The sequence below is a fragment of the Qipengyuania sp. JB2-7 genome (assembly GCF_055693485.1).
Window position 1 is genome coordinate 2,572,964 of the sequence record NZ_CM146335.1, and the last position, 23,633, is coordinate 2,596,596.

A 23,633-nucleotide genomic window follows, 5' to 3' on the forward strand; every position below is an offset into this window, starting at 1 on the left:
GATTTACGCGCCCTTCGAACCGCTATCTAGCGGCAATTCAGGCTCCGAAGTTGGGCTAGCTCCACCATCCTTGCCACCGTGCTTGCCACCATGTTCAGGCGCTTTCTTCGGCGCGGCACGGGCAATCGCCGCCTCCGCCGCCGCATCGGGCGTTTCTGGTGGAGGGGGCGGAATGTCCCCTGCCCCTGCGGGCTTTAGCGGCGGCATTTCTGTCGCCTGCATTTCTTCTTCTGGGAGGAGGTTTTGCGGCTCAGCCAGCTTGTCAGGTCGATCGGCAGGTGCGGTTTTTGCCTCTCCCTTAACTGAATCCGCCTTGCCCGATTTCGCCATAATGTCGGCGTTGCGTTGCTTCCATTCCTTCTCGGCTTCTTCCAGCTCCGCCTCACGGATCATCGCATCAATTCCAGTGCGAAACTGTGCGGATATACGGCGCGCTTTGCCCATCCATTGCCCAGCGGTCCGCAGAGCGCGCGGCATTTCCTTGGGGCCGATGACCAAAATGGCCACCACCACCACCAGCAACAACTCTGCCGCGCCGATATCAAACATGCGCGCGGGCGCCTTTCTGCTTATTTGGAGTTTTCAGAGGGTTCCGCCGACTTCGTTTCGGCAGGAGCAGGATCTTTCGCCGGAGCCTCTATCTGCCCCGCAGGCTTAGCGTTATCACCGCTAACCTCATCCTCATTCATGCCCTGCTTGAAGCTTTTGATTCCCTTGCCGAAATCGCCCATCATCTCAGAAATACGGCCACGTCCGAACAAAACCAGAATGACAATCGCGATAATTATGAGCTGCCATGGACCGAGCGACATGAGAGATACCTTTCCGTTCTTTCTTCCGCCAATATAGGCGTAAGGCTGGCAATGCGCCAGTCACGAGAGTGAATTGCCGGCGTCTTAGCCGATTTCGCTTTCGTCTTGGTGAAGATTAGGGTGAAGATCGCTTCGCTCCGGGCTCGACCCGTCCGAAGTCTGTTGACCTTCGTCATCGCCATCGCCTGTATCGTCAATCAAAGCATCATACGCGTCATCAACCGGATCAAGCAGCCCGGTCGCGCGCAATTCGGCGATGCCCGGTAGATCCTTACGCGAAGAAAGCCCGAAATGATCGAGGAATTCAGGCGTTGTTGCGTAAATCGTCGGGCGGCCCGGGACTTCGCGACGGCCAGCAATCTTCACCCAGCCCGCCTCCATCAACACGTCCAGCGTACCGCCAGAGGTCTGTACACCGCGAATGGATTCGATCTCCGCGCGGCTGACCGGTTCGTGATAAGCGATTATCGCAAGCACCTCGGTCGCGGCACGGCTCAGCCGCCGGACCTGCTCCCGCTCTCGGCGCAGCAAATGGGCCAAATCAGGCGCAGTTTCGAAATGCCAACGCTTGCCGCGTTCCACCAGATGAATTCCGCGTTCGGCATAGTTGTCGACAAGCTGCATCAGCGCGGCGCGCACATCGCCAAGCGGTGCATCGCCAAGAAACCCCGCCAGCCCTTCCGCGGTCATGGGTTCTTCAGCCGCGAACAACGTCGCCTCCACCGCGCGGACAAGATCGTCAGGCTTCTCGCTCATCCGCGCATCCTCCGCACTTTGAGCGGCCCGAACGTATCTTCCTGATCGATCTCAGCCTTGCCCAAACGGGCGAGTTCCAGCGTCGCTACAAAGCTCGACGCCATGGCGGAGCGGCGCAGTTGCGCATCGGCATGCGGGGGTAGGAAATCCTCCAGCAGCATCCAATCCAGCGTCACGCCAAGCATCGAAGACACCCGGTCCAATGCACTATCGAGCGTCATGACAGGGCGTTCACGGACCATGTGCACCGCCGGAGCCGTGCGTGCCTTCACCCGCCCATAGGCCTCGATCAGCATGAACTGATCGCAGGACCAGCGCGTTTTCCGGTCGATCCGCAGACCTTCTGGCGTTCCGCGAGCAAAGATGTCGCGCCCAATCCGGTCGCGGCCCATCAATCGCGCCGCCGCTTCGCGCATTGCGCCAAGTCGCTGCAGCCGCAATTGCAGTTTGAGTGCAAGCTCCTCTGCAGATGGCTCGTCCTGCTCTTCCTTCGGCAGAAGCATTGAGGATTTAAGGTATGCCAGCCACGCCGCCATCACGAGATAGTCAGCGGCAAGCTCCAGCCGTAACGCCTCGGCTTGCTCGATATAAGTCAGATATTGGTCAACAAGGGCGAGTATCGAGATTGAGCGCAAGTCGACCTTTTGCCGCCGCGCAAGATCGAGCAGCAAATCAAGCGGCCCCTCCCAACCGTCCAGCTCAAGATAGAGCGCATCTTTATTCTCAGGGTTTTCGCCAGCTATACCCATCCAATCATCCGATTGGTCGGATGCCATCGCCCCACCTTGAAGCAGGAAACTGTCTTCAATCGTCTCAGGCGTCATGCAGCCTCCTGCGCGATGTTGAGCAGTGCATCGCGCTTGGCAATCAGTTCAGCCACATCAACCTGATCCGGCAGATCACCCATCTTGGCCTCAACCGCCGCCAAACGCGCCCTAGAGGTGTCACTGATGCGGCCAACTGATTCAACGATGCCAATCATATCGTCCATCTTGGCCCAACAGTTGAGCACAAGATCGCACCCCGCCTCAATCGCTTGGACAGAGCGTTCGGGGATCGTCCCATCCAGCGCCTCCATATCGATATCATCGGTCAGCAGCAGGCCATCAAAACCGATTTCACCGCGGATTACATTATCGATGATCTTTGGCGACAGTGTAGCAGGATTGTCCGCATCCCATTCGGTGAAGAGCAGATGACCCGTCATCCCGATAAGCGCTTGATTTAGAGACCTAAACGGCGCAATATCTGCTTCGAGTTCGGTCGCGTACCGCGGTCACTGTCGGCATCGATTTGTGTGTGTCAGTGGTTGTGCGGCCATGTCCCGGCATATGCTTCACGCAGCCCGTGACCCCGCCAGCATCCAGGCCGTCTAGAATGGCTCGCCCCAATGCCGCCACCTGCATCGGATCGTCACCGAGTGCACGGTCGCCGATCACATCATGCGCACCCTCTTGCCGCACATCCAATGGTGGATGGCAATCGATCGTGATGCCCAATTCCGCCAATTCCAGAGCCATCGCATGGGCATTGGTTCGCGCCGCCTCAATCGCACTGGCTGGCGCTATTTGATACAATTTATCAAAGACTTCGCCAGCGGGGAAAGGCGACCAGATCGGCGGGCGCAATCGCGCGACACGGCCACCCTCCTGATCGATACAGATGAACAGGCGATCTTTCCCGTGCAAATCACGCAGCGAGTTCGTCAGCGCCCGAATTTGCGCCTTGCTCTCGCAATTGCGCCCAAACAGGATGTAACCCGCAGGTTCACACGCCTTGAAGAAAGCGGCTTCCTCGGCTGACAGCGTCGTGCCGGATATCCCGAAGATTGCGGGTGTCATAGATGTAGACGTCGCAATATACTCGCCGATGCGCAAGCGAGCCGTCCCCTGCAAATGTGGAAATTAACGCACGCCAGACTCGCTTCGCCGCACGCGACCGCTTTGCCTGTGCCTCGCGCCGCTATTTCACCAAACAGGGTAAGCCATCCGCCTTGAGCGCGGCACATAGACGATTTGCAGTCGCATTGTCGCCGCCAACCGCCTGAAGTCGGTACACCGTGCCGATGTCAGCCTGGCCGCGAATAACGCGATAACGCACACCCGAAAGCGCCTCCGTTTGACGAGTCAATGTGCGCCAACCAGCCTCCGCTGCCTCGCGTGTCGGAAAGGCCCCGACCTGAACAGCTGTGCCGGTCGGCAGTGCTGCGTCCGCGTTGCCACTTGATTGCGGCGTCGGAGTCGGAGCTGGCGCGCTGGGTGGTTCTGTCGTCGCGTCGCCAGAATCAGCGGCAATCGCCGCTGTCGCTGCTTCGGTTGATTCAGCCAAGCGGCCCTCGCGCGTCTGCCCTTCACCAACGGCAAAGCTGGTGTCGCCAGTACCCGCAAAAGTCTTGCCACCCTCGTCCTCTGGACGTGTTTTATACGGCTCTTCCGGAGCGGCGATCAGCGAACCATCAGGTTCCGGACCGGACTGGGTAGCGCGGTTGCTCACCCACCAGATCGCGCCGACCAAAACAACCAGCGCAGCGAGCATCAGCAGACCAATGCCCACCAGACGCGATGCGTCAAAGCCTGCGGGCTCTTCCTCCTCATCCGACTCCAGCCACGGCAGGCTCTCTTCGCTCTCGTCGAACGCCAACTCGTCATTGGCCTCGGCCTCATACGCATCGGATTCATAATCCTCGTCGCGCTCATCGCCCCAATTGCTCATGATGTAAGCCTTCCCCTTACATTTCTTCGACGGCTTCAACGCCCAAGACGCTCAAACCGTTTCGAATGACTTGTCCGATTTGCGCCGCAAGAAACAGCCGCGCGCCTGAAACTGTCCCATTTTCGGACCGAATGATCCGCTTGCTCGGATCGTCATTGCCGGCATTCCAATAGGCATGGAACGCCGCCGCCAGATCGTTGAGATAGAACGCAATTCTGTGTGGTTCGCGCGCCTTCGCCGCCGCCTCGACAATACGCGGAAACTGTGCTGCCTCGCACACCAGTGCCAAGTCGTCGGCCCCAAGTTGACCGAGATCCTCCGCAGACGGCGCCAAGCCTTCCGCTGCTGCCTTGCGCATGGTCGATCTGATCCGGGCATGGGCGTATTGCACATAGAACACCGGATTATCCTTCGACGCCTCCACCACTTTGGCGAAATCGAATTCCATTTGCGCTTCGGGTTTGCGGGTCAGCATGGTGAAGCGAACCACGTCCTTGCCCACTTCCTCGACCATATCAGCAATAGTGATGAAGTTGCCCGAACGTTTGGACATCTTGACCGGCTCGCCAGCCCGCATCAGCTGGACCATCTGCACCAGCTTCACATCAAACGGTACTTCACGACCTGCCCCCTGGGTCAGCGCCGCAACCGCTGCCTTGATCCGCTTTACCGTGCCGGCGTGATCCGCACCCCAGATATCGATCAGCGCGTCTGCTTTGTCTGCCTTTTGGAAATGATACGCCAGATCCGCACCGAAATACGTCCACTTTCCATCGGATTTTTTGATCGGGCGATCCTGATCATCCCCAAACTGTGTCGACCGGAACAGCGGCAGCTCAACCGGCTCCCAATCCTCTGGCGGAGCTTTGCCCTTCGGTGCCTCCAGCACGCCATCATAGACGAGGCCTTTTTCGCGCAGCCACGCCTCAGCCTCAGCTGGCTTGCCCTTGGCTTGCAGCTCTGCCTCAGACGAAAACAGATCGTGATGAATGCCGAGCAGAGCGAGGTCCGACCGAATCAGATCCATCATGCCATCGACGGCATGCTTACGGAATTCGACGAGCCACTCGCTCTCTTCCGAGCTCACATACTGATCGCCGTACTTGGCTGCCAAGGCCGCGCCAATCGGTTTCAGATAATCGCCGGGATACAGCCCCTCAGGGATTGCCCCGATATTCTCGCCCAGCGCCTCGCGATACCGCAAATGCGCCGACCGGGCGAGTGTATCGACCTGGCTACCGGCATCATTGACATAGTATTCACGAATGACCGTGTGGCCGGCAAATTCGAGCAGGCTCGACAACGCATCGCCAACCACTGCCCCACGGCAATGGCCCATATGCATCGGACCAGTCGGGTTGGCCGACACGTATTCGACATTCACCCGCGTGCCGGTGCCCATGGACGATCGGCCATATTCGGCGCTGAACCGCGCGATAGCGCTCAGCTCCGCCCGCCAAACATCGTCGTTCAGCCGCAGATTGATAAAGCCGGGTCCTGCGATATCCACCGCAGCCACATCGGGATCAAGCTCAAGCCTGGCGGCAATCGTTTCAGCCAGCCCGCGCGGATTGGTTTTGGCTTGCTTGGCCAGCACCATCGCTGCGTTGACCGCCAAGTCACCGTGGGAGGGATCACGAGGTGGCTCGATCGCAACATTCGTGCGAACGACGCCTTCAGGCAAAGTGCCGTCAGCCTCTAAAGCATCCAGAATCGTGTTGAGTTTCGCCGCAAATCCGGCGTGAAGAGTATGCATATCCACCGCAGCATTTCATTGTGTGTCGCCCGACATTGCGGGCGGGCGCGCCAATTACAAGTCCAATTGCAAACTCAATCAGTGGCGCGGAATATCAGACGGGATCAGCGGGTCGCGTTGTACGCTAGCTGCTGCTCAGTCAATTGGAAGCCAATCAGCAGCTCGAACGTCGCACGCTGAACAGCGGCACGAACGGCTGGATCGGCCAGCGGGTCAAGCGCCGCATCGGGATCACCCGGCTTGCGTCGTTTCGTGATCTGTCGTCGGATGTCCTCTGGTAAAGTCGCTTCTGAACGATTCACAAAAGCACCGGCCGTCGCGCTTGCTTGCGCACGTTCCTGACCATCAGCAAAATCGAGAGTGACGGTGCCAACCCGCTTCGTCACGACCGCGCTGCCGCCGCGCAGGACCGTCGAAAAATAAGGCAGCGCAACTTGCCGCGCACCTCGTGTATCGCTGCGCCGCGCGACCACGTCAAAGCTCGCCTCTGAATAAACCCGCTCACCCTCTTCGTTGCAGGTGGACCGGACATTGGTCATCGCCGCAGTCACGTCAATGTCACTCGCCAGACGAGAATCGACAGCTCGAAACACGGTGACATCGCCGGTGTAATCCGGAACACCAACCGCCGGGCAGACGGTGCGAACCGCAGTCACGCCAACGCCCTGGTTCAGAACCAGCTCACCTTCGCTCGCGCATCCAGCCAGCGTTACGCCCAGCAATACCGCAAGAGCTTTTTTGGTAGAACGAAGAGATTGGATAGGCATTCGCTACTGAGTTCCTGAAAATTGCATCACACATCTGCGCTTCACTTGCGCTCTAGCTAGGTCCGAAACAAAGCGCTAGGCCGCAAACTCATAAACCGGACGGATGTGGCGATGAAATGGCAAAGAGATGGCGCGAAGCAGGCTGAAGAGCATAGTGGGCCTGTGAACGAAGACTGTTTTTGCGCCAGATCACAGCCATTTCATCGTCCGCAGGATATGGTCTATTTTGCGACACAATGCGTCGAAAAACTTGCACAATGTTCGACATTGCGCTGCGTTTACCTCCTATTGTCCCGCCAAATCCATCCATACCAAATCTCTTCCTGTTTACGAGTTTACGGCCTAGAGGTTGAGACATGAATGCCCCATTGCAATCCACGCCTGCGCCATCTGGTGGCGAACTGCCCGCTCTGAAATTGATGATCGCTGCACCCCGCGGTTTTTGTGCGGGTGTCGACCGCGCAATCGAAATCGTTGAGCGCGCGATCGAACGCTATGGTGCGCCGGTCTATGTGCGCCATGAAATTGTGCATAATCGCTATGTCGTTGACAGCTTGAAAGCCCAAGGCGCGGTTTTTGTCGAAGAGCTGGATGAAGTTCCTGACGAAGCCCCGGTCGTGTTCAGCGCACATGGTGTGCCCAAATCCGTCCCGGCAGAGGCGGATCGCCGCAACATGCTGTATGTTGATGCGACCTGCCCGCTGGTCAGCAAGGTACACCGCCAGGCCGAGCGGCAGATCGAAAAGGGGCAGCATATCCTGTTCATCGGCCATGAAGGCCACCCCGAAGTTATCGGTACAATGGGGCAGGTTCCCGAAGGCAAAATCACTCTGGTTGAGACGGTGGAGGACGTTGCGAAACTCGAATTTTCGCAGAAAGATGACCTTTCTTACCTTACCCAGACGACCCTCTCGGTTGATGACACTGCGGAGGTAATCGCAGCGCTGGAAAAACGTTTCCCGCAGATCGTCGGACCAAAGGCAGAGGACATCTGCTATGCGACCTCCAACCGGCAGGCGGCGGTCAAGATCATCGCGCCGCAATGCGATCTGGTGCTGGTAATTGGCGCGCCGAACTCGTCGAATTCCTTGCGTCTGGTTGAGGTTTCGGAGCGTCTTGGGACTAAAGCCCTACTGATCCAGCGGGCGACTGACATTGAGCCGGAATGGCTTGAGGGTGTCACCACTCTGGGCCTCACCGCTGGTGCCTCGGCACCGGAAAAGCTTGTGCGCGAAGTCGTTTCCCTGATGCGTCAATGGCGCGATGTTAAGGAAGAGACCGTAGCAGCAGCTGAGGAAAAGATGGTCTTCAAACTGCCACGCGTTCTGACTGAGTAGTTTTCTACAGGGCCGGCCCATTGGCAGTTTACACGCATCTATCCGCTGAAAAGCTTGCAGAGTTAATCGGCCAGTATGATGTCGGCACGCTGATTTCGGCCAAGGGCATTGCCGAGGGCGTATCCAATTCGAACTGGTTGATTGAGACCACGGGCAAGGATGGCTCAGGGGCTCGTTTCATCCTCACCATGTATGAGCGGCGGATCGACATCACTGAATTGCCGTTTTTTCTCGGCCTGCTCGACCACCTCGCAGCGAAAGGCTGCCCTGTGCCCGCGACAATTCATGATCGTGCCGGGGCCGCGCATCGCGAGATTGATGGCAAAGCGGTTGCGCTGATCGAATATTTGCCGGGCGTGTCAGTAGATCATCCGACGGCGGAGCAGGCCCGGTCAGTCGGTCGTGCCCTCGCCGCCAACCATCATGCGGTGGCCGATTTTCCGCAAACCCGCGCAAACGCACTCGGCCTTGATGGCTGGAGCGACACAATCAACGCGCTCGGCAGGAACGCGCTTACATCCATCAATCCCGAGCTAGCCCAGATCACATTCGACGAACTGGACCAATTGGCACGCGAATGGCCCGCCGCATTGCCAAGCGGCGTGGTCCATTGCGATCTCTTTCCGGACAATGTCCTCATGCTTGGCGACGGCGTAACCGGCCTGATCGATTTCTATTTCGCAGCAACGGATTTCTTCGCCTATGATTTGGCCGTAACGCACGCCGCGTGGTCATTTACCCCGGGCGGCCATTTGTTCCGGGATGACGTTGGTCAGGCTCTGCTATCAGGGTATCAAGACGTCAGAAGCCTTAGCGAGGCGGAGAGAAAAGCCATGCCATGGCTGGTACGCGGAGCATGCATGCGCTTCATCGCGAGCCGTGCGGAAGACTGGATCGAAACGCCCGCAGATGCGCATGTGACCCGCAAAGACCCGATGGATTTCGTCCGGCGGCTAAAATTCTATAGACAAGCGGGCAAAGACCTCTTCGCGAGCAGCTAAGATGGCGCTAGGTACCAAACCAATGAAACGCGTTGAATTGTACACTGATGGTGCCTGCAAAGGAAATCCGGGGCCAGGCGGATGGGGCGCACTCTTGCGACTCGGTACCGTCACGAAAAAGAATTGTCTGGCGGAGAGCCTGATACAACTAACAATCGCATGGAAATGACAGCCGCGATCAAGGGTCTTGGCGCACTGATCGAACCGTGCGAAGTCGACCTCTACACGGACAGCAAGTATGTCATCGATGGAATCACCAAATGGGTTGATGGCTGGAAACGGCGCGGATGGGTGAACGCCAGTAAGAAACCTGTTCGCAACGCTGATCTATGGCACGAGCTGATCGAGGTAACTGCGCGTCACGAGGTCAACTGGAACTGGGTAAAGGGCCATTCGGGCCACCCCGAAAATGAGCGTGTGGACCGTTTGGCAAGCGATGCTGCTGAACAAGCGGGCATCGTCGAAGAGGTGAGCGACGAGGATTAGGGTAAATGCCCTAAGCGCCGCTCACCCTCATCAGCAAATCAGCTGTTATCTTCAACCGGCGCGTCTGGGCCGTTTTTCTTGATCGAATCGATGGCGTTCTGAGCGCTCGATTTGTTGGAATACCCCTGCGTTGAGAACATCACTTCAGAATTGTAGCTGAACCGAACGCGATATTCCTCGGCCTTGTCTTTGTAGATTTCAAATTTGTGAGCCATTGTAAGGCCTCCCCGCAAAAACTTGGTTAGAGCGCGAACATCAAGCGACCGACACCCGCACTGGTGCACCCTAACAAACGAATTCGCTTTTTCTACACAAACCTTTGCGGAGAATAGAGTTTCGCGTCGATTGCAGCAGTCATCGCGTCGCGTTCCAGCCCGAGAAATAGCTGCGATGCCAAACGAGCAGCGGTACGGCGCAGTTTGAATCCCGAAGCCGCCCTGCGCCGCAAACCACGCAAATCCGGGGCATTGCGGATCCATACCATAAACAGGAAGCCGATCCGGCGCGAAACTGCGCAAGCCTGCCCAACGCCGTTCAACCGCTTCGATCCGCCAATTGCAAACACTGGTAAACCGATCAATTGCATGGGCGATATCCAGTTCCTCCGGGGCTGCATCGCACGGCGCACTAGGCGTCTCATCATGGGGGCTAAGCCAAAGGCGCCCGGATTCAGATTTGAAATAAAATCCGCCATTGATGTCGAGCACGAGCGGGAGGTCGCCGGGGGGGCAGGATCTGTCCGCAATTGCACGACAGTCCGGCGAAGCGGCTGAACACCAACGGGGTTGGCGCCAGCTATTTGCGCGATCCCATCGGCCCAAGCACCGGCTGCATTGACGAGGAATTTGGCCTGAAACCGTTCACCAGCTTCCGTTTCAAGATGCCATGTCTCGTCACTGCGCACCGCCGCGCTCAGCCTTGCGCGTGTTCTCAAATCGACTTGGCGCCGCTGCGCAAGCTTGAGATAATGCGCATGGAGGCCCGCCACATCAATATCTGCACAGGCAGGTTCCCAGATTGCGCTCGTCCAATCCTCAGAAATCTGAAGGACGCGTTGCTGTATTCCCGACTGATCTATCCGCTCAAATGTCGCACCGGATCCTGTAAAACGCCGTTCAAATTTATCGAGCGCGCCCGCATCTTCATCGCGCCCTATATATAGGGCACCGCGCTGCGACAGAAATCCGTGCTCTTGCAGGTATTGGCCCGACGCCAATGTCAGCGGAACGATTTCTGGCCCGCCATAGCATTCTTCCCAAAAGGCGGCAGAGCGACCAGTGGCATGATACCCGGGCCGATCCTCGCCTTCCAGCACCAGAACGCTGGCATACTCGGCCAATTCCGCCGCTAGGCTGGCCCCGGCCATTCCCGCGCCAATTACTGCAAAATCATAGATCGGCATATGCGCTATTGAACCGGAGCCACCCGGTCGAGAAACTCGAAAATAGCGGACATGGCGCGCCCGCGAACCGCATCAGTCTCTCGCAGCAACTCGTGATGGGTGTCCGTACCAAAGGTGACCAACTCCCCTTTTGGAAGTCGACTGGCCGACCGCTCTGCCGCATCATGCGAGACCAGCTTATCGTGTTTAGTTGACAGGATCAGCACGGGTGTCTGAACCTTCTCCATTGCCCCGGGCGCTTCCAAGACCCGCGTCGACGCATACGCTCGCTCAACCCACCCCCAGCTACCCGGCCCCATGACCAGCTCCGGTCGCTCAGCGCGCCACCATAACTCATCCTGATAGCGGTCATCATCATGCGTCAGCAGCTCTTGACGATCTGCGGGAACTTCACCTGGTTTCTCGCTCCATTTCCATGCGGGTCGCATAGGGTCGCCAATCTTGGTCATGAGCTTCGCAGCGCCGTGAAGAAGCCCCAGCGGGAGCGGCGGCCCCGACATACCCAGCATCGGCGCGGACAAGAACATGGCGTCGGGATCAACCCGTTCTTCCACCAATGCACGGGTGACCAGATGACCGCCCATCGAATGACCAGCAAGAATATGCGGTCCGGGAGTGGACGCTTTCCATTCTTTCCAAAGTTGCTCCAGATCATCGAGCCAGATGGAAAAATCGGCGATGTGCCCAGTTACCGCGTCATTGCCCAGACGCCCTGATCCCGCTTGCCCTCGCCAATCTGACGCGGTCACAGCCCAGCCTGCGCGATGAAGCTCTTCCAGCGTTTCGAGGTATTTTTCGTAATTATCCCCGCGCCCGGGAAAAAACAGAATTGAGCCGCGGGGTGACTTCGCTCCAGGCCAATCGATCCGGCGCAGCTCATGCCCGTCCACCGCCCTCCATATCGACTCAGACGCATGAGGAGGGATCGTCCGGCGGTCAATTACTTGATGTGATTGCATCGTGTTTGCGTCAGCCTGATCCATGCGTCCCCGGAAACTTGGTTACTGTTTAGTAAGTCATACTCTGTAGCGATGTTCGACAAGGGCAATCGATCATTGGCCCCTTGAGGACAAACATGCTGCAAGAGAACATTTCCTACGTATTGCTTGGCGGGTTGGCAATTCTGCTGATCGTCGCAGCTTTCACCGATCTGCGCGAACGGCGCATCGCCAACTGGCTCAACATTACTATTGCAGTGGCGGCACCAGCATTCTGGTGGTCTAGCGGACTTTCTCTCTGGCCAGGGGTCGCGATACAAATCGGGATTGGGTTAGCTTTCTTCGGCGTTACATGCGCTCTGTTTGCAATGAAGCAAATGGGCGGTGGCGATGTGAAACTGATGTCGGCCCTAGCGCTTTGGATTAGTCCAGAGAACATTCTCGCCTTTATCGCGATATTCGCATTGTCAGGTTGGCTGCTGACAATCGTCGGCGGCACTTTAGAAGTTGTACGAAAGGGGACCATCACCCATTCGCGTGCGCATCTGACAATTCTGATAAGTGCAGCTTTGTTCGCATTGTATTCTACGAACGTTTACCTTGGTGGGCCGCGCGCGAGCATTCCGCAACTGTTCCCTGATGCCATGCATCAAGCCGTAGCGGTGTATCTGATCGGTATGATACTACTCGCCTGCGCCACTCTGGGACCTGTTCGCATCATCAAAAAGTACAATCGCAAGCTACAGACACCATACGGTGTTGCAATTTCATTCGCGGCGATCTGGTTGATCGTTTCCGAAGGTCCAAGCTGGGCCGCTCACACAATTCCAGTCGGATAACAACCTGATCTTAACCAATCTGGTCGTAATCCGATGAACCATAGATTCCCGCAACCTGATCCAGCGGGTCCAACGAGGGGGCTTGTATAGCCATGGATAAGAAAAAGCTGATTCTTTTGGTGGGCGCATTAGTGATCGCCATTGGCACCGCACTTGTCGCGCGCAGCATGTTCGCAGGAGCTGCCGCTCCAGAGGCAGAGGCGGCTGTCGCACCGGTTCCAGAAGGCCCGAAGGTTCTTGTTGCGCAGCGTGCGCTGCCGACCGGCACGATCATCACTGCTGATGCGCTGGGCTATCAGGAATGGCCAGAAGAGATGGTGCAGAACGTCTACTTCATTGAAGGCGAAGCCGACATCAATTCTCTCATGGGCACTGTTGTACGTCACCCAATCACTGCGGGCGAGCCCGTCACACAAGGATCATTGGTAAGCCCCGGGGATCGCGGCTTCCTCGCGGCTGCGCTTACTCCGGGTATGCGCGCCGTCACTGTACCGGTCGACGCACGATCAGGTGTTGCAGGCTTTATCTTCCCAGGCGACCGTGTGGACATGGTGCTAACTCAGGGCGTCGATGGCGCTCAGGGCACAGTGCAAACGTCTGAAACGATCATGCGGAACCTGCGCGTGCTGGCAACTGACCAGCAAACGACGCAACAGACCAATGAAGCCGGCAAGACTGTGGTCAAGAAGTTCAAGACCGTAACGCTGGAAGTAACCCCACGTATCGCTGAGCAGGTTGCAGTTGCCCAAACGCTTGGCGCGATCAGCCTGACTTTGCGCTCGCTCGCAGATAACCAGTCCGAGCTGGAAAACGCTCTCGCTCGCGGTTCGGTCGTTATTCCAGACGATGCAACTCCCGAAGAGGAAGAGCGTCTGCTTCGCCAAGCGGTTGCTCAACCAAGGACCGGGAACAGCACGTTCCAGACTGGTGGCAACGTATCACGCTTTGAGCCAAGCTCAACCGAGAAAGCACCGGGACCAAAAGGCCCAAAGATCAACGTCAACCGTGCTGGTCGCGTCGAACCAGTCCAGCTCAATGACAATGGTACAGGGCTCGTCAGCGCTGGCGAAAACCTGACGGGAACGACTGCACAGGGTGTTCGCGCCGCCGGTGAAACTGCACCGATCGGCCTGAGCACTCTTCGCTAATTCAAACTTTAATCTTCCGATCAGCCATTAGGGGGCAAGATCAATGAAACGTCGTCTACTCACCAAAACGCTGCTTGCCAGCCTGGCCTTGGCGCCGTTGGCAACTGCGCCGACGACCGTCGCTAACGCGCAAACTGTCGTTAAACCATCTGGCGAGATCGTCTTGTCAATTGGCCGCGGCGAACTGGTCAAGGTGCCAGGCGCGATGGCAGACATCTTCATCGCCAACGATGCGATCGCAGATGTCCAGATCAAGTCGCAGAACCAGCTTTACGTGCTGGGTAAATCGGGCGGTGAAACCACGCTTTATGCCAGTAATGCGCGTGGCGACATCATCTGGTCGACCACGATCCGCGTAGGCAGCAACATTGGCAGCATTGATCAAATGCTCGCTCTGGCGATGCCCGATGCAAAGATCGGCGTTGCTACGATGGGCACAAACACGATCCTGCTAACGGGTACAGTTGCTACTCCGGAGGACGCTTCGGAAGCTGAAAATCTGGTGCAAGCGTTTGTCGGCAACGGCCAGAACGTGATCAGCCGTCTCAAAATGGCGACGCCTTTGCAGGTAAACCTGCGCGTCCGTTTTGCCGAGGTGAGCCGTAACTTTGTTCGTGCGATGGGCGCTAACCTCCAGACCGCTGACACCACCGGTGGCTTCCGATTTGGCATCTCGCAGGGCCGAGGACCGATCAACCAGTTCGTCCCCTCAGCCAACAATCCGCTGATTGATCCAGCGACGGGCGGTATCTTGGTGAATCCCGCAACCGGACTGCCAGTACGCGGTATCCCTTTGATTGATGCGACAACTGGTCTGCCTCTCGTTGATCCAACAACCGGTCTGCCGGTTACTTCACGTTCACCTAACTCACCGGTAGCAGTTGGGTCTAACCTGGAGGGTGACGGATTCAACTTAATCGATGCCCTCAACACAGGCTCCACTATCGCCGGTTTTGGGCGGTTCCTTGGCCTCGACATCGGTAGCGCGCTTGACGTCGCTGAGCGTCAGGGTCTGGTTACGACGCTTTCGCAGCCAAACCTGACCGCCCTGTCTGGCGAAACCGCAGAGTTTCTGGCTGGTGGTGAGTTCCCAATTCCGCTGGCCCAGGGCCTCGGTCAAACCTCCATCGAGTATCGCAACTTCGGTGTGAGCTTGTCTTACACCCCGACGGTGCTTGCGAACGGACGCATTTCGCTGCGAGTGCGCCCGGAAGTGTCTGAACTGTCGTCGCAAGGTGCCATTACCCTGAATGGTTTCCAGGTTCCTGCGCTGACAACACGCCGCGCCGAGACGACCATTGAGCTCGGTTCGGGCCAAAGCTTTATGATTGCTGGTTTGATGAGCAACAATGCGCAAAGTACATTGGACAAGACGCCTGGAGCCGGCGATCTGCCTATTCTTGGCAGTCTGTTCCGCTCTACGGACTTCCGTCGGGGTGAAACCGAACTGGTGATCGTGGTCACACCATATCTGGTCAAGCCAGTGAACGATCGTGACATCGTCCTACCTACAGACGGTTTCCACACGCCGAACGATGCACAGCGTCTGCTGCTGAACAAAGAGAACTCGAAGGGCCCAAGTCAGCGTCCATTGCCAAGCGCACAAGAAACCGCCCCGAGCTAGGACCATCGGTCTCACAAAACGCACCTGCTTCTGCACCGCGCCGCAAAGAGCGCAGTGCCGAGGCTGCCGCTCCTGGCTTCAGCTTTAATTGATAAGGACGAGTACCATGCGAAACGATATGAAACGCAATCTGGCAAGCACGCTTGCCATCTCGCTCGGCCTTAGCCTTGCTGCCTGCGGCGGCGGTGACGGTTCGTCTCTGAACCAGACGGTCTACAGCGTGCACCAGCCGGTGGTTGAACGCAGCACAATGACGCTCGACGTCATGACCAATGCCGCCGGCTTGCCAGTGAATGAGCAACAACGTCTCAACGGTTGGTTCGAGACTATGGAGCTTGGGTATGGAGACCGGGTGTCAATCGACGATCCCGCTAACAATCCGGCGACTCGCGACGCAATTGCAGCCCTGGCCGAGCGCCACGGAGTGTTGCTTGCTGAGGGATCGCCAGTGACCGCAGAGTTTATCAATCCGGGACAGGCGCGTGTCTTGATCATCCGATCAACCGCCTCAGTACCGGGTTGCCCCGACTGGTCTCACGACACCGATCGCAACTACGCCAACAAAACGCACTCCAACTATGGCTGTGCAACAAATGCTAACTTGGCTGCGATGATCGCCAATCCCGAAGATCTGCTTGAAGGGCAGGAAGGCACTGGCGTGACAGTCGTGTCGACGTCTAACAAGGCAATCCAGTCTTATCGAGAGCAAACACCAACAGGCCAGGGTGGTCTGCAGGGTGGCGGCACCACAGGAGGAAACTAAGTCATGAACGCTCCATGGAAAGCCGGCATGCCCGGAAATCGTGATCCCTTCGCAGCCTTTATCTGCGACGAGAATGCCTTGGATGTTCTGCGTCCAGTAGTCATCGAGCTGGGTTGGGCGCCGGAGAAATGCAACAAGGGCGGCCTACGCAATGCGATCCAATCGCTCTCTGTCAGCGCTAGCCCGAACATCCTGCTGGTTGACTTGTCAGAAAGCGGCGACCCGCTGAATGACATCAACGCTTTGGCTGAGGTTTGTGAACCCGGCACAGTTGTTGTTGCGATCGGTCAGGTGAACGATGTTCGCCTCTATCGCGACCTGCTGGCCAGCGGCATTCACGACTATCTGCTGAAGCCATTGTCAGCGAGCGCTCTGCGCGATGCATTGAACCAGGCACAGACTGTGTTTGCTGCGCCAAAAGCAAGCGATGGTGACACTGTTCAGCGTCACATCTCGACGGCAGTTGTCGGCACACGTGGCGGTGTTGGTTCATCGACCCTCGCGACATCATTAAGCTGGCTCTATGCGACACAGCATAACATGCCAACTGCTCTGCTTGACCTCGACATTCACTTCGGAACAGGCGCTCTAGCGCTCGATCTGGAGCCGGGTCGTGGCCTGACAGATGCGATCGACAATCCCAGCCGTATTGACGGACTGTTTATTGAGCGGGCGATGATCCGCGCACATGACAATCTGGCAATCTTGTCAGCAGAGGCACCGATCAACTCACCTCTGATGACAGATGGTGCGGCCTTCCTCCAGCTGGAGGAAGAGTTCCGTCACGCGTTTGAGATGACGATGATCGATCTGCCGCGCAACATGCTGATCAACTTCCCACACCTGTTGGGTGATGTGAATGTTGTTGTGGTTGCAACGGAAATGACGCTGGCATCTGCTCGCGATTCAATCCGCATCTTGTCATGGCTCAAAAGCCACGCTGCGCATGCGGTTCCGATTGTTGTTGCTAATAAGGTGCAGTCCGGCACTGCCGAAATCAGCAAAGCCGATTTTGAGGCATCGATCGAACGGTCAATCGACTTCACGATTCCTTTCGACGCGAAAGCTGCGTCAAACGCTGCCAAGCTGGGACAACCATTTGTCGAGGCAAACCCACAAGCGAAGGCCACAAACCAAATCAAGGCTTTGGCTGAGCGGATCATGGGTGCGTCGGACGAGGATGGTGATGAAGGGAGCGAAGGTGGCAAGAAATCGCTGCTGGCCGCATTCGACATCAAGTCACTGCTCGCCAAAAAGAACAAGGCAGACGCTGAGCCGGCTGCTTCCGAGTAACGTTGTTCGCACTAGCGACGGCTTCGTTTGCGAAGCCGTCGCTAGCCGGACAACCTGAATGATTTAGGACGGAGATAAGGCATGGGTATCGCTCAGGTCGCGTTGATAGCAGCAGGCGTTTTGGCGCTGCTCGTGATCGGATATGTCGTGGTCACCGCACCATCGCCGGGCAAGGCTGGCAAGCGGCGTCTCGACTCTCTGCGCTATCGCCACTCCGAAAGCACAGATACGAAGGTCGAATCGCAGCTCAAAAAAGCGATCGCCGCTCGTAAGCCGAAATTGAATGCTGCAGCGGGATCAACATCGCGCATCGATGCCTTGGCCATCCGGCTTGATCGGACGGGCAAAGGCTGGACAGTTTCGCAGTATGCCTATGCCTCTGGAGGATTGGCCCTCGTCATAGCGGTGCTCATCTTTTTGCAGACCGGCGCACTAGCACTCGCACTTGGTGTGGGCGGTGTAATCGGTCTCGGCATTCCTCACTTGGTCGTCGGCTTTAACATTGGACGCCGAACCAACGGATTTAACGCGAAGTTTCCAGACGCTATCGAGCTTCTGGTGCGCGGTTTGCGGTCTGGTTTGCCTGTGACAGAAACGCTGGCGGTTGTTGCACAGGAAGTGCCTGGACCCGTTGGAGAAGAGTTCAAAGGGATTGTGGAGCGGATCAAAATTGGCCGCACCATGGAAGAATCTCTGCAGGAAACCGCTGACCGTCTTGGTATCCCAGAGTTTAACTTCTTCTGCATCACGCTCGCCATTCAGCGCGAAACAGGTGGTAACCTGGCGGAGACGCTATCGAACCTCGCGGACGTGCTGCGCAAACGTAGTCAGATGAAACTCAAGATTAAGGCGATGAGTTCGGAATCAAAGGCATCAGCCTATATCGTTGGTGCCCTCCCCTTCATCGTATTCGGTATGATCTGGTGGATTAACCCGGGCTATATTGGCGGGTTCTTCACTGACGACAGGTTGATTGTAACTGGCCTTGGCGGCCTTGTGTGGATGGGCATCGGGGTCTTTATCATGGCCAAGATGGTCAGTTTCGAGATTTGATCGAGGAAGGACCAGACCCATGCTAGATACACCACAGGGGCCTACCCTTCTCGGCTTTGATGTCATCCTAGTCGGCTCGCTGCTCGCCGGCATCGCCGCCATGGCAGTGATGTTCGCCATTTATACGGCGGTGACCATCAAAGATCCGATGGCGAAACGCGTCAAGGCGCTCAATGAGCGTCGCGATGAACTGAAAGCAGGTATTGTGACGGCGACGGCGAAGAAGCGCCAAAGCCTGGTTCGCAAAACCGAAACGTCCGACAAAGTTAAAGACTCGCTTGGCAGCATGAAACTGCTTCAGGATTCTCAAGTTGAGGATATGCAGCAGAAGCTCGCCTGGGCAGGTAATCGGAACAAAGAGCTTGCTCCGATCCTCATCGCCCTGCGCCTCGTATTGCCAGTCATTTTTGGCGGTCTCGCGGGTGTCTTGCTTTATGTAGTCGAGATTTATCCAGACTGGGAGTTCAAACGGGTCGCTGCATTGGCTGTCGTGACATTCCTGGCCTATAAAGGCCCGGAAATCTACCTATCAAACCAGGCAAGCAAGCGCACTGACGCGATCCGTAAAGGTCTGCCGGACGCGCTCGACCTGCTGGTGATTTGTGCCGAGGCAGGTTTGACCGTCGACGCCGCATTTAACCGGGTCGCAAAGGAATTGGGGCGCGCATATCCGGAACTGGGTGATGAGTTTGCTCTTACCGCGATTGAGCTGTCATTCCTGAACGAACGTAAAAAGGCCTTCGACAATCTGGCCTATCGCGTCAATCTGGAAGCGGTCAAAGGCGTGGTCACTACCATGGTTCAGACCGAGCGTTATGGTACGCCGCTGGCGAGCGCGCTACGCGTGCTCTCGGGCGAGTTCCGGAACGAGCGGATGATGCGCGCCGAAGAAAAAGCCGCGCGTTTGCCGGCGATTATGACTGTCCCACTGATTATGTTCATTCTGCCGGTGCTGTTCATCGTCATTCTCGGCCCAGCGGCGTGTTCGATCTCGGACGCATTCTCTGGCGACGGATTGGCATAGTAACTGTCACACGAACAAAAAAGGAGCCCGGTCGACCACATGGTCTTCCGGGCTTTTTATGATTATGTACCAGACGCTGAGTTAGTCTTGCAGCGCGTCGGCATCGAATTCGCCAGCGTTTTCCCGAACGCGCACCAACAGCTTGCGTAACTGCTCACGATCCTTGTCGCCAAGGCATGCAAACAACTCGGCCTCAATCGCCTCAGCCAAGGGCATGACCTGATCATGCATGTGACGCCCATCCTTGGTCAGTTCCAATATGTGGGAGCGCCCGTCACTCTTGTTCGGGCGTCGCACGGCAAGGCCGCGATCTTCCAACGCCTTGCAAGCGCGATTGACGGGAACTTTCTCCATGAGCGTCAGCGCGCTAATCTGGCGTTGCGTAACGCCATCATTGTCGCCAAGAACCGCCATGACACGCCATTCCATCGTCTTCAGCCCAAACCGTTGGCGATATTGCTGCGCGATGCGAACCGAAACGGCATTAGAAGTAACCGACAACTGGTACGGCAAGAAATTTGCCAGCTTGCTGATCGGTCCGGAGTTAGTTGGTTTGCGGCTTCCATGCATTCCAGAAGGCGTAAACGCACCGACTGGAAAATCAAGTTTCAACCGATACTAAATGCCATCGGTCGATCACTTGTAAACCGGTTCATCCCACCACGGATAGAAATCTGGCATGTCCTCAGAGACCTTGCCCGGATAGTTCGGTGCGCGCTTTTCCAGAAAGCTTGCAATGCCTTCTTTCGCGTCAGCGCCCCGGCTGAGACGATAGATTGAGCGGCTGTCGATGCGGTGCGCCATCATTGGATGGCTCTCACTGGGGATGCGCCACATCATCGCGCGCGTCATGGCAACCGATACCGCCGACGTATTATCCGCGATCTCGCTGGCAAGCGCTCTCGCCGCTCCCATCAACTCAGTTTGCGGATGCACCGATCGCACCAATCCTGCCGACAAAGCCTCCTCTGCGCCAAAGACGCGGCCCGTCATGCACCATTCCAAGGCGGTTTGCGTACCGACCAGCCGCGGCAGGAACCAGCTTGAGGCTGCCTCCGGCACGATCCCGCGCCGCGCGAACACGAACCCGAACCGCGCATTCTCGCTCGCAAGACGCATATCCATCGGCAATTGCATGGTCGCGCCCACGCCCACGGCTACGCCATTGCAGGCCGAGATTAGCGGCTTCTTGCTGTTGAACAGGCGCAGGGTCAGCCGCCCCCCACCGTCACGAACCACCTCGTCCGACAGATCGTCAACCTGATCAGGCGCAGAGAAGACGTGGCCGCCATCCTCTGGCGTCAGGTCAGCGCCTGCGCAAAACGCCTTCTCGCCCGCACCGGTGAAGATGACCGCACGCACATCATCATCGGCGTCGGTGATGTCGATTGCCTCGATCACCTCCGCCATCATGACACGCGTATAAGCATTCATCTTTTCCGGACGATTCAGCGTAATTGTCGCGATCTTGTCAGCGACATCGAATGTGATTTGCGTGAAGTCAGTCACGTTGGATTCTCTCCCGGTCTATCCGTCAGGATGGAACACATGGAACACGGTCCTGACGATGAAAAGAAAACGCCCCCGATGCGAACCTGAAGGCGCGCAATCGGAGGCGTTTCAAAAACATGCATAAAGCGAAAACTAAGCGCACAGCCTTGGGTAGGAAAGCGCCATCAACGCGGCGCCATCCGGATCGCACCATCAAGGCGGACATCTTCACCGTTGAAGTATCCGGTTTCGATCATGGTCATGGCGAGACGTGCATATTCTTCAGGATAGCCAAGTCGTTTCGGGAATGGCACCGATGCGGCGAGCGCTTCTTTCACCTGAGGCGGGGCTGCATTCATCAGCGGCGTGTTGAAAATACCCGGCAGGATCGTGTTCACCCGAATACCCTCGCGCATGAGATCGCGTGCGATGGGCAAAGTCATTCCGACCACACCGCCCTTGGACGCGGAATAGGCAGCCTGCCCCATCTGGCCGTCCTCAGCAGCAACCGAAGCTGTGTTAACGATCGCGCCGCGATTGCCCTCTTCCGTCAGAGGATCGAGTGTCATCATTCCAGCAGCCGATTTGGCAATGCAACGGAACGTGCCGATCAGGTTTACCTGAATAACGAAGTCAAACGCGCTGATCGGGAAGTGCTTGATTTCGCCAGTTTGCTTGTCGCGGCTGGCGGTCTTGATCGCATTGCCGATGCCTGCGCAGTTCACCAGAATGCGCTCTTGCCCGTGGGCCTCGCGCGCTTTGGCAAAACCTGCATCAACGTCTTCGTCGCTCGTTACATTGACCTTGCAAAACACACCGCCAATGTCGGTACGCAACGGCCTCGCCCTTTTCCTCATTCATGTCGAAAATCGCGACCTTCGCGCCTTTCGCGGCGATGGCGCGCGCGGTTGCCTCACCAAGGCCCGATGCACCGCCCGTAACAACGGCGGGGGTATTTGCTGATACTTCCATTTTGCTCTCCTAACTCTCAAAATCCGTTCACCCTGAGCTTGTCGAAGGGTGTGGTAGTGATCGTACGTACCTCGACAGGCTCAGCACGAACGGTGTTTCGCTAAGTGACTACAAGCTCTCAACGCCAATAAGCGTGAATACGCTTACAGCGATTCAACGATTGTGACATTGGCGACACCGCCACCCTCGCACATCGTTTGCAAGCCATATTTTTTGTCATGTCGCTTAAGCGCATGGACAAGTGTTGCCATAAGCTTGGTTCCGCTCGCACCCAGCGGGTGCCCCAACGCGATCGCGCCGCCATGTACGTTGAGCTTTTCCGGGTCCGCACCGGTGTGCTTGAGCCATGCCATCGGCACCGGAGCGAAAGCCTCGTTCACTTCGTAAAGATCGATATCGTCGATTGTCAGGCCCGCACGCTCCAACGCCTTGTCCGTTGCGAAAAGCGGCTCTTCCAACATGATGACGGGATCACCAGCGGTTACCGTAAGGTTGTGAATGCGCGCCATAGGCGTAAGGCCATGCTGCTTCAGCGCTTCCTCCGACACCACGAGAACAGCACTGGAACCGTCGCAAATCTGGCTGGCGGATGCGGTACGTCACCATGCCATTCGGGTCGATCAGCTTAACTCCAGCGATCCCTTCAAGTGTCGCATCGAAACGGATGCCCTCATCCACCGTGTGCATCTCAGTGCCTTCGGGCGTTTCAATCTCAATCGGAATCACTTCGTTTTCAAATGCGCTCGCCTCGGTCGCCGCGATGGCCCGTTTGTGGCTTTCAAATGCAAACGCGTCGAGCTGGTCCTTGGTAAATCCATGCTTCTTGGCGATCATTTCCGCGCCCATGAACTGGCTGAATTGAACGCCTGGGAATTTCTCCTGCACGCCGGGCGACATGTAGTGGCCTAGCCCCTCTTTCATGTGCAGCGTCATGTTCGAACCCATCGGAACACGGGTCATACTCTCAACGCCGCTGGCGATTACGACATCCTGCGTCCCGCTCATCACAGCCTGCGCAGCGAACTGGATCGCCTGCTGTGAGGAGCCGCACTGGCGATCAATTGAGACTGCTGGCGTGCTTTGCGGAAGCTTTGATGCAAGCACACCCATGCGCCCAACCTGACCACCTTGTTCACCAGCCTGACTGACGCAGCCAGTTACCACGTCGTCAATCGCATTGGGGTCGATGCCGCTGCGATCCACCACCGCGTCCAGAGACTTGGCGAGCAAATCAACCGGGTGAACACCAGCAAGGCGGCTCGCCCCGCCGACCGCCAGCGGTTCTAACAGCGTCGACAATGTAGGCGGTGGTCATATCTCTCTCCCGAATTACTTTCCGTTTGCGTAAGCGTTAGGCTGTCGCCGATGGCCGGTCAACAGATCATGCCTGCTCGCGTCTGGGGCGTGCCTTCACGCGCCGCTTGCCAATCAGAATGGCAGCATCGTAGAGAGCTTGCAC

General features: G+C 57.1%; 20 protein-coding genes and 5 pseudogenes. 10 read left to right on the forward strand and 15 right to left on the reverse strand.

The features are described from left to right. Positions 1-3 precede the first annotated feature (3 nt). From tatB to ACZ1GM_RS12980, 8 genes and pseudogenes are all read right to left on the reverse strand, one after another. Entirely contained in the window at positions 4-549 is a 546-nt protein-coding gene (tatB, locus tag ACZ1GM_RS12945; RefSeq protein WP_472676816.1) for a Sec-independent protein translocase protein TatB, read from the reverse strand. A gap of 20 nt (positions 550-569) precedes the next feature. Next, on the reverse strand, positions 570-812 hold the full coding sequence (gene tatA, locus ACZ1GM_RS12950; protein WP_472676817.1) for a twin-arginine translocase TatA/TatE family subunit: 243 nt from the start codon (positions 810-812) through the stop codon (positions 570-572). A gap of 84 nt (positions 813-896) precedes the next feature. Further along, entirely contained in the window at positions 897-1,568 is a 672-nt protein-coding gene (scpB, locus tag ACZ1GM_RS12955; protein WP_472676818.1) for an SMC-Scp complex subunit ScpB, read from the reverse strand. After that, positions 1,565-2,344 (reverse strand): segregation and condensation protein A, encoded by a 780-nt coding sequence (locus tag ACZ1GM_RS12960; RefSeq protein ID WP_472678574.1) that lies wholly within the window; start codon positions 2,342-2,344, stop codon positions 1,565-1,567. The genes scpB and ACZ1GM_RS12960 overlap by 4 nt, the downstream gene beginning before the upstream one ends. Before the next feature lie 44 nt (positions 2,345-2,388). Continuing rightward, positions 2,389-3,409 (reverse strand): annotated as a pseudogene (nagZ, locus tag ACZ1GM_RS12965) (beta-N-acetylhexosaminidase). A gap of 121 nt (positions 3,410-3,530) precedes the next feature. Continuing rightward, positions 3,531-4,280 carry an SPOR domain-containing protein gene (locus ACZ1GM_RS12970; RefSeq protein WP_472676819.1) on the reverse strand — a complete coding sequence of 250 codons (750 nt, stop codon included), beginning with the start codon at positions 4,278-4,280 and terminating at the stop codon, positions 3,531-3,533. A 16-nt stretch (positions 4,281-4,296) separates the two neighbouring features. Beyond that, positions 4,297-6,036, reverse strand: coding sequence for an arginine--tRNA ligase (gene argS / locus ACZ1GM_RS12975; RefSeq protein WP_472678575.1), 1,740 nt, complete (start codon positions 6,034-6,036; stop codon positions 4,297-4,299). Between the two features lie 104 nt (positions 6,037-6,140). Beyond that, entirely contained in the window at positions 6,141-6,803 is a 663-nt protein-coding gene (locus ACZ1GM_RS12980) for a hypothetical protein (protein WP_472676820.1), read from the reverse strand. A gap of 356 nt (positions 6,804-7,159) precedes the next feature. Between ACZ1GM_RS12980 and ispH the strand changes: the two genes are divergently transcribed. From ispH to rnhA, 3 genes are all read left to right on the forward strand, one after another. Beyond that, positions 7,160-8,140 (forward strand): 4-hydroxy-3-methylbut-2-enyl diphosphate reductase, encoded by a 981-nt coding sequence (ispH, locus tag ACZ1GM_RS12985; protein ID WP_472676821.1) that lies wholly within the window; start codon positions 7,160-7,162, stop codon positions 8,138-8,140. 20 nt (positions 8,141-8,160) lie between these two features. Further along, positions 8,161-9,141, forward strand: coding sequence for a homoserine kinase (gene thrB, locus ACZ1GM_RS12990; RefSeq protein WP_472676822.1), 981 nt, complete (start codon positions 8,161-8,163; stop codon positions 9,139-9,141). 81 nt (positions 9,142-9,222) lie between these two features. Then, positions 9,223-9,627, forward strand: coding sequence for a ribonuclease HI (gene rnhA / locus ACZ1GM_RS12995; protein WP_472676823.1), 405 nt, complete (start codon positions 9,223-9,225; stop codon positions 9,625-9,627). 38 nt (positions 9,628-9,665) lie between these two features. Here rnhA and ACZ1GM_RS13000 read toward each other — a convergent pair whose 3' ends face one another. From ACZ1GM_RS13000 to ACZ1GM_RS13010, 3 genes and pseudogenes are all read right to left on the reverse strand, one after another. After that, positions 9,666-9,842: a YegP family protein gene (locus ACZ1GM_RS13000; RefSeq protein ID WP_472676824.1), complete on the reverse strand. Its 177-nt coding sequence runs from the start codon at positions 9,840-9,842 to the stop codon at positions 9,666-9,668. Positions 9,843-9,934: 92 nt separating this feature from the next. Continuing rightward, positions 9,935-11,029 (reverse strand): annotated as a pseudogene (locus ACZ1GM_RS13005) (NAD(P)/FAD-dependent oxidoreductase). 5 nt (positions 11,030-11,034) lie between these two features. Further along, the gene (locus tag ACZ1GM_RS13010; RefSeq protein ID WP_472676825.1) at positions 11,035-11,988 is read right to left on the reverse strand and encodes an alpha/beta fold hydrolase; all 954 of its coding nucleotides are present in this window, start codon (positions 11,986-11,988) and stop codon (positions 11,035-11,037) included. 116 nt (positions 11,989-12,104) lie between these two features. Between ACZ1GM_RS13010 and ACZ1GM_RS13015 the strand changes: the two genes are divergently transcribed. From ACZ1GM_RS13015 to ACZ1GM_RS13045, 7 genes and pseudogenes are all read left to right on the forward strand, one after another. Further along, positions 12,105-12,806 carry an A24 family peptidase gene (locus tag ACZ1GM_RS13015; protein WP_472676826.1) on the forward strand — a complete coding sequence of 234 codons (702 nt, stop codon included), beginning with the start codon at positions 12,105-12,107 and terminating at the stop codon, positions 12,804-12,806. A gap of 92 nt (positions 12,807-12,898) precedes the next feature. Next, positions 12,899-13,954: a Flp pilus assembly protein CpaB gene (gene cpaB, locus ACZ1GM_RS13020; protein ID WP_472676827.1), complete on the forward strand. Its 1,056-nt coding sequence runs from the start codon at positions 12,899-12,901 to the stop codon at positions 13,952-13,954. 43 nt (positions 13,955-13,997) lie between these two features. Next, positions 13,998-15,670: pseudogene (locus ACZ1GM_RS13025) on the forward strand (type II and III secretion system protein family protein). Positions 15,671-15,696: 26 nt separating this feature from the next. Beyond that, positions 15,697-16,341, forward strand: coding sequence for a CpaD family pilus assembly protein (locus tag ACZ1GM_RS13030; RefSeq protein WP_472676828.1), 645 nt, complete (start codon positions 15,697-15,699; stop codon positions 16,339-16,341). A 3-nt stretch (positions 16,342-16,344) separates the two neighbouring features. Next, entirely contained in the window at positions 16,345-17,634 is a 1,290-nt protein-coding gene (locus ACZ1GM_RS13035) for a pilus assembly protein CpaE (protein ID WP_472676829.1), read from the forward strand. Positions 17,635-17,715: 81 nt separating this feature from the next. Further along, positions 17,716-18,687: a type II secretion system F family protein gene (locus ACZ1GM_RS13040; protein ID WP_472676830.1), complete on the forward strand. Its 972-nt coding sequence runs from the start codon at positions 17,716-17,718 to the stop codon at positions 18,685-18,687. Positions 18,688-18,706: 19 nt separating this feature from the next. Next, on the forward strand, positions 18,707-19,711 hold the full coding sequence (locus ACZ1GM_RS13045; RefSeq protein WP_472676831.1) for a type II secretion system F family protein: 1,005 nt from the start codon (positions 18,707-18,709) through the stop codon (positions 19,709-19,711). An 81-nt stretch (positions 19,712-19,792) separates the two neighbouring features. Here ACZ1GM_RS13045 and ACZ1GM_RS13050 read toward each other — a convergent pair whose 3' ends face one another. The 4 genes and pseudogenes from ACZ1GM_RS13050 to ACZ1GM_RS13065 all read right to left on the reverse strand — a co-directional run bounded on the left by ACZ1GM_RS13050 (position 19,793) and on the right by ACZ1GM_RS13065 (position 23,489). Beyond that, positions 19,793-20,323 carry a MarR family winged helix-turn-helix transcriptional regulator gene (locus tag ACZ1GM_RS13050; RefSeq protein WP_472676832.1) on the reverse strand — a complete coding sequence of 177 codons (531 nt, stop codon included), beginning with the start codon at positions 20,321-20,323 and terminating at the stop codon, positions 19,793-19,795. Between the two features lie 24 nt (positions 20,324-20,347). Continuing rightward, on the reverse strand, positions 20,348-21,220 hold the full coding sequence (locus ACZ1GM_RS13055) for a crotonase/enoyl-CoA hydratase family protein (protein WP_472676833.1): 873 nt from the start codon (positions 21,218-21,220) through the stop codon (positions 20,348-20,350). A gap of 167 nt (positions 21,221-21,387) precedes the next feature. Then, a pseudogene (locus ACZ1GM_RS13060) lies at positions 21,388-22,174 on the reverse strand (SDR family NAD(P)-dependent oxidoreductase). 143 nt (positions 22,175-22,317) lie between these two features. Beyond that, positions 22,318-23,489: pseudogene (locus ACZ1GM_RS13065) on the reverse strand (acetyl-CoA C-acetyltransferase). Between the last annotated feature and the right edge of the window lie 144 nt (positions 23,490-23,633).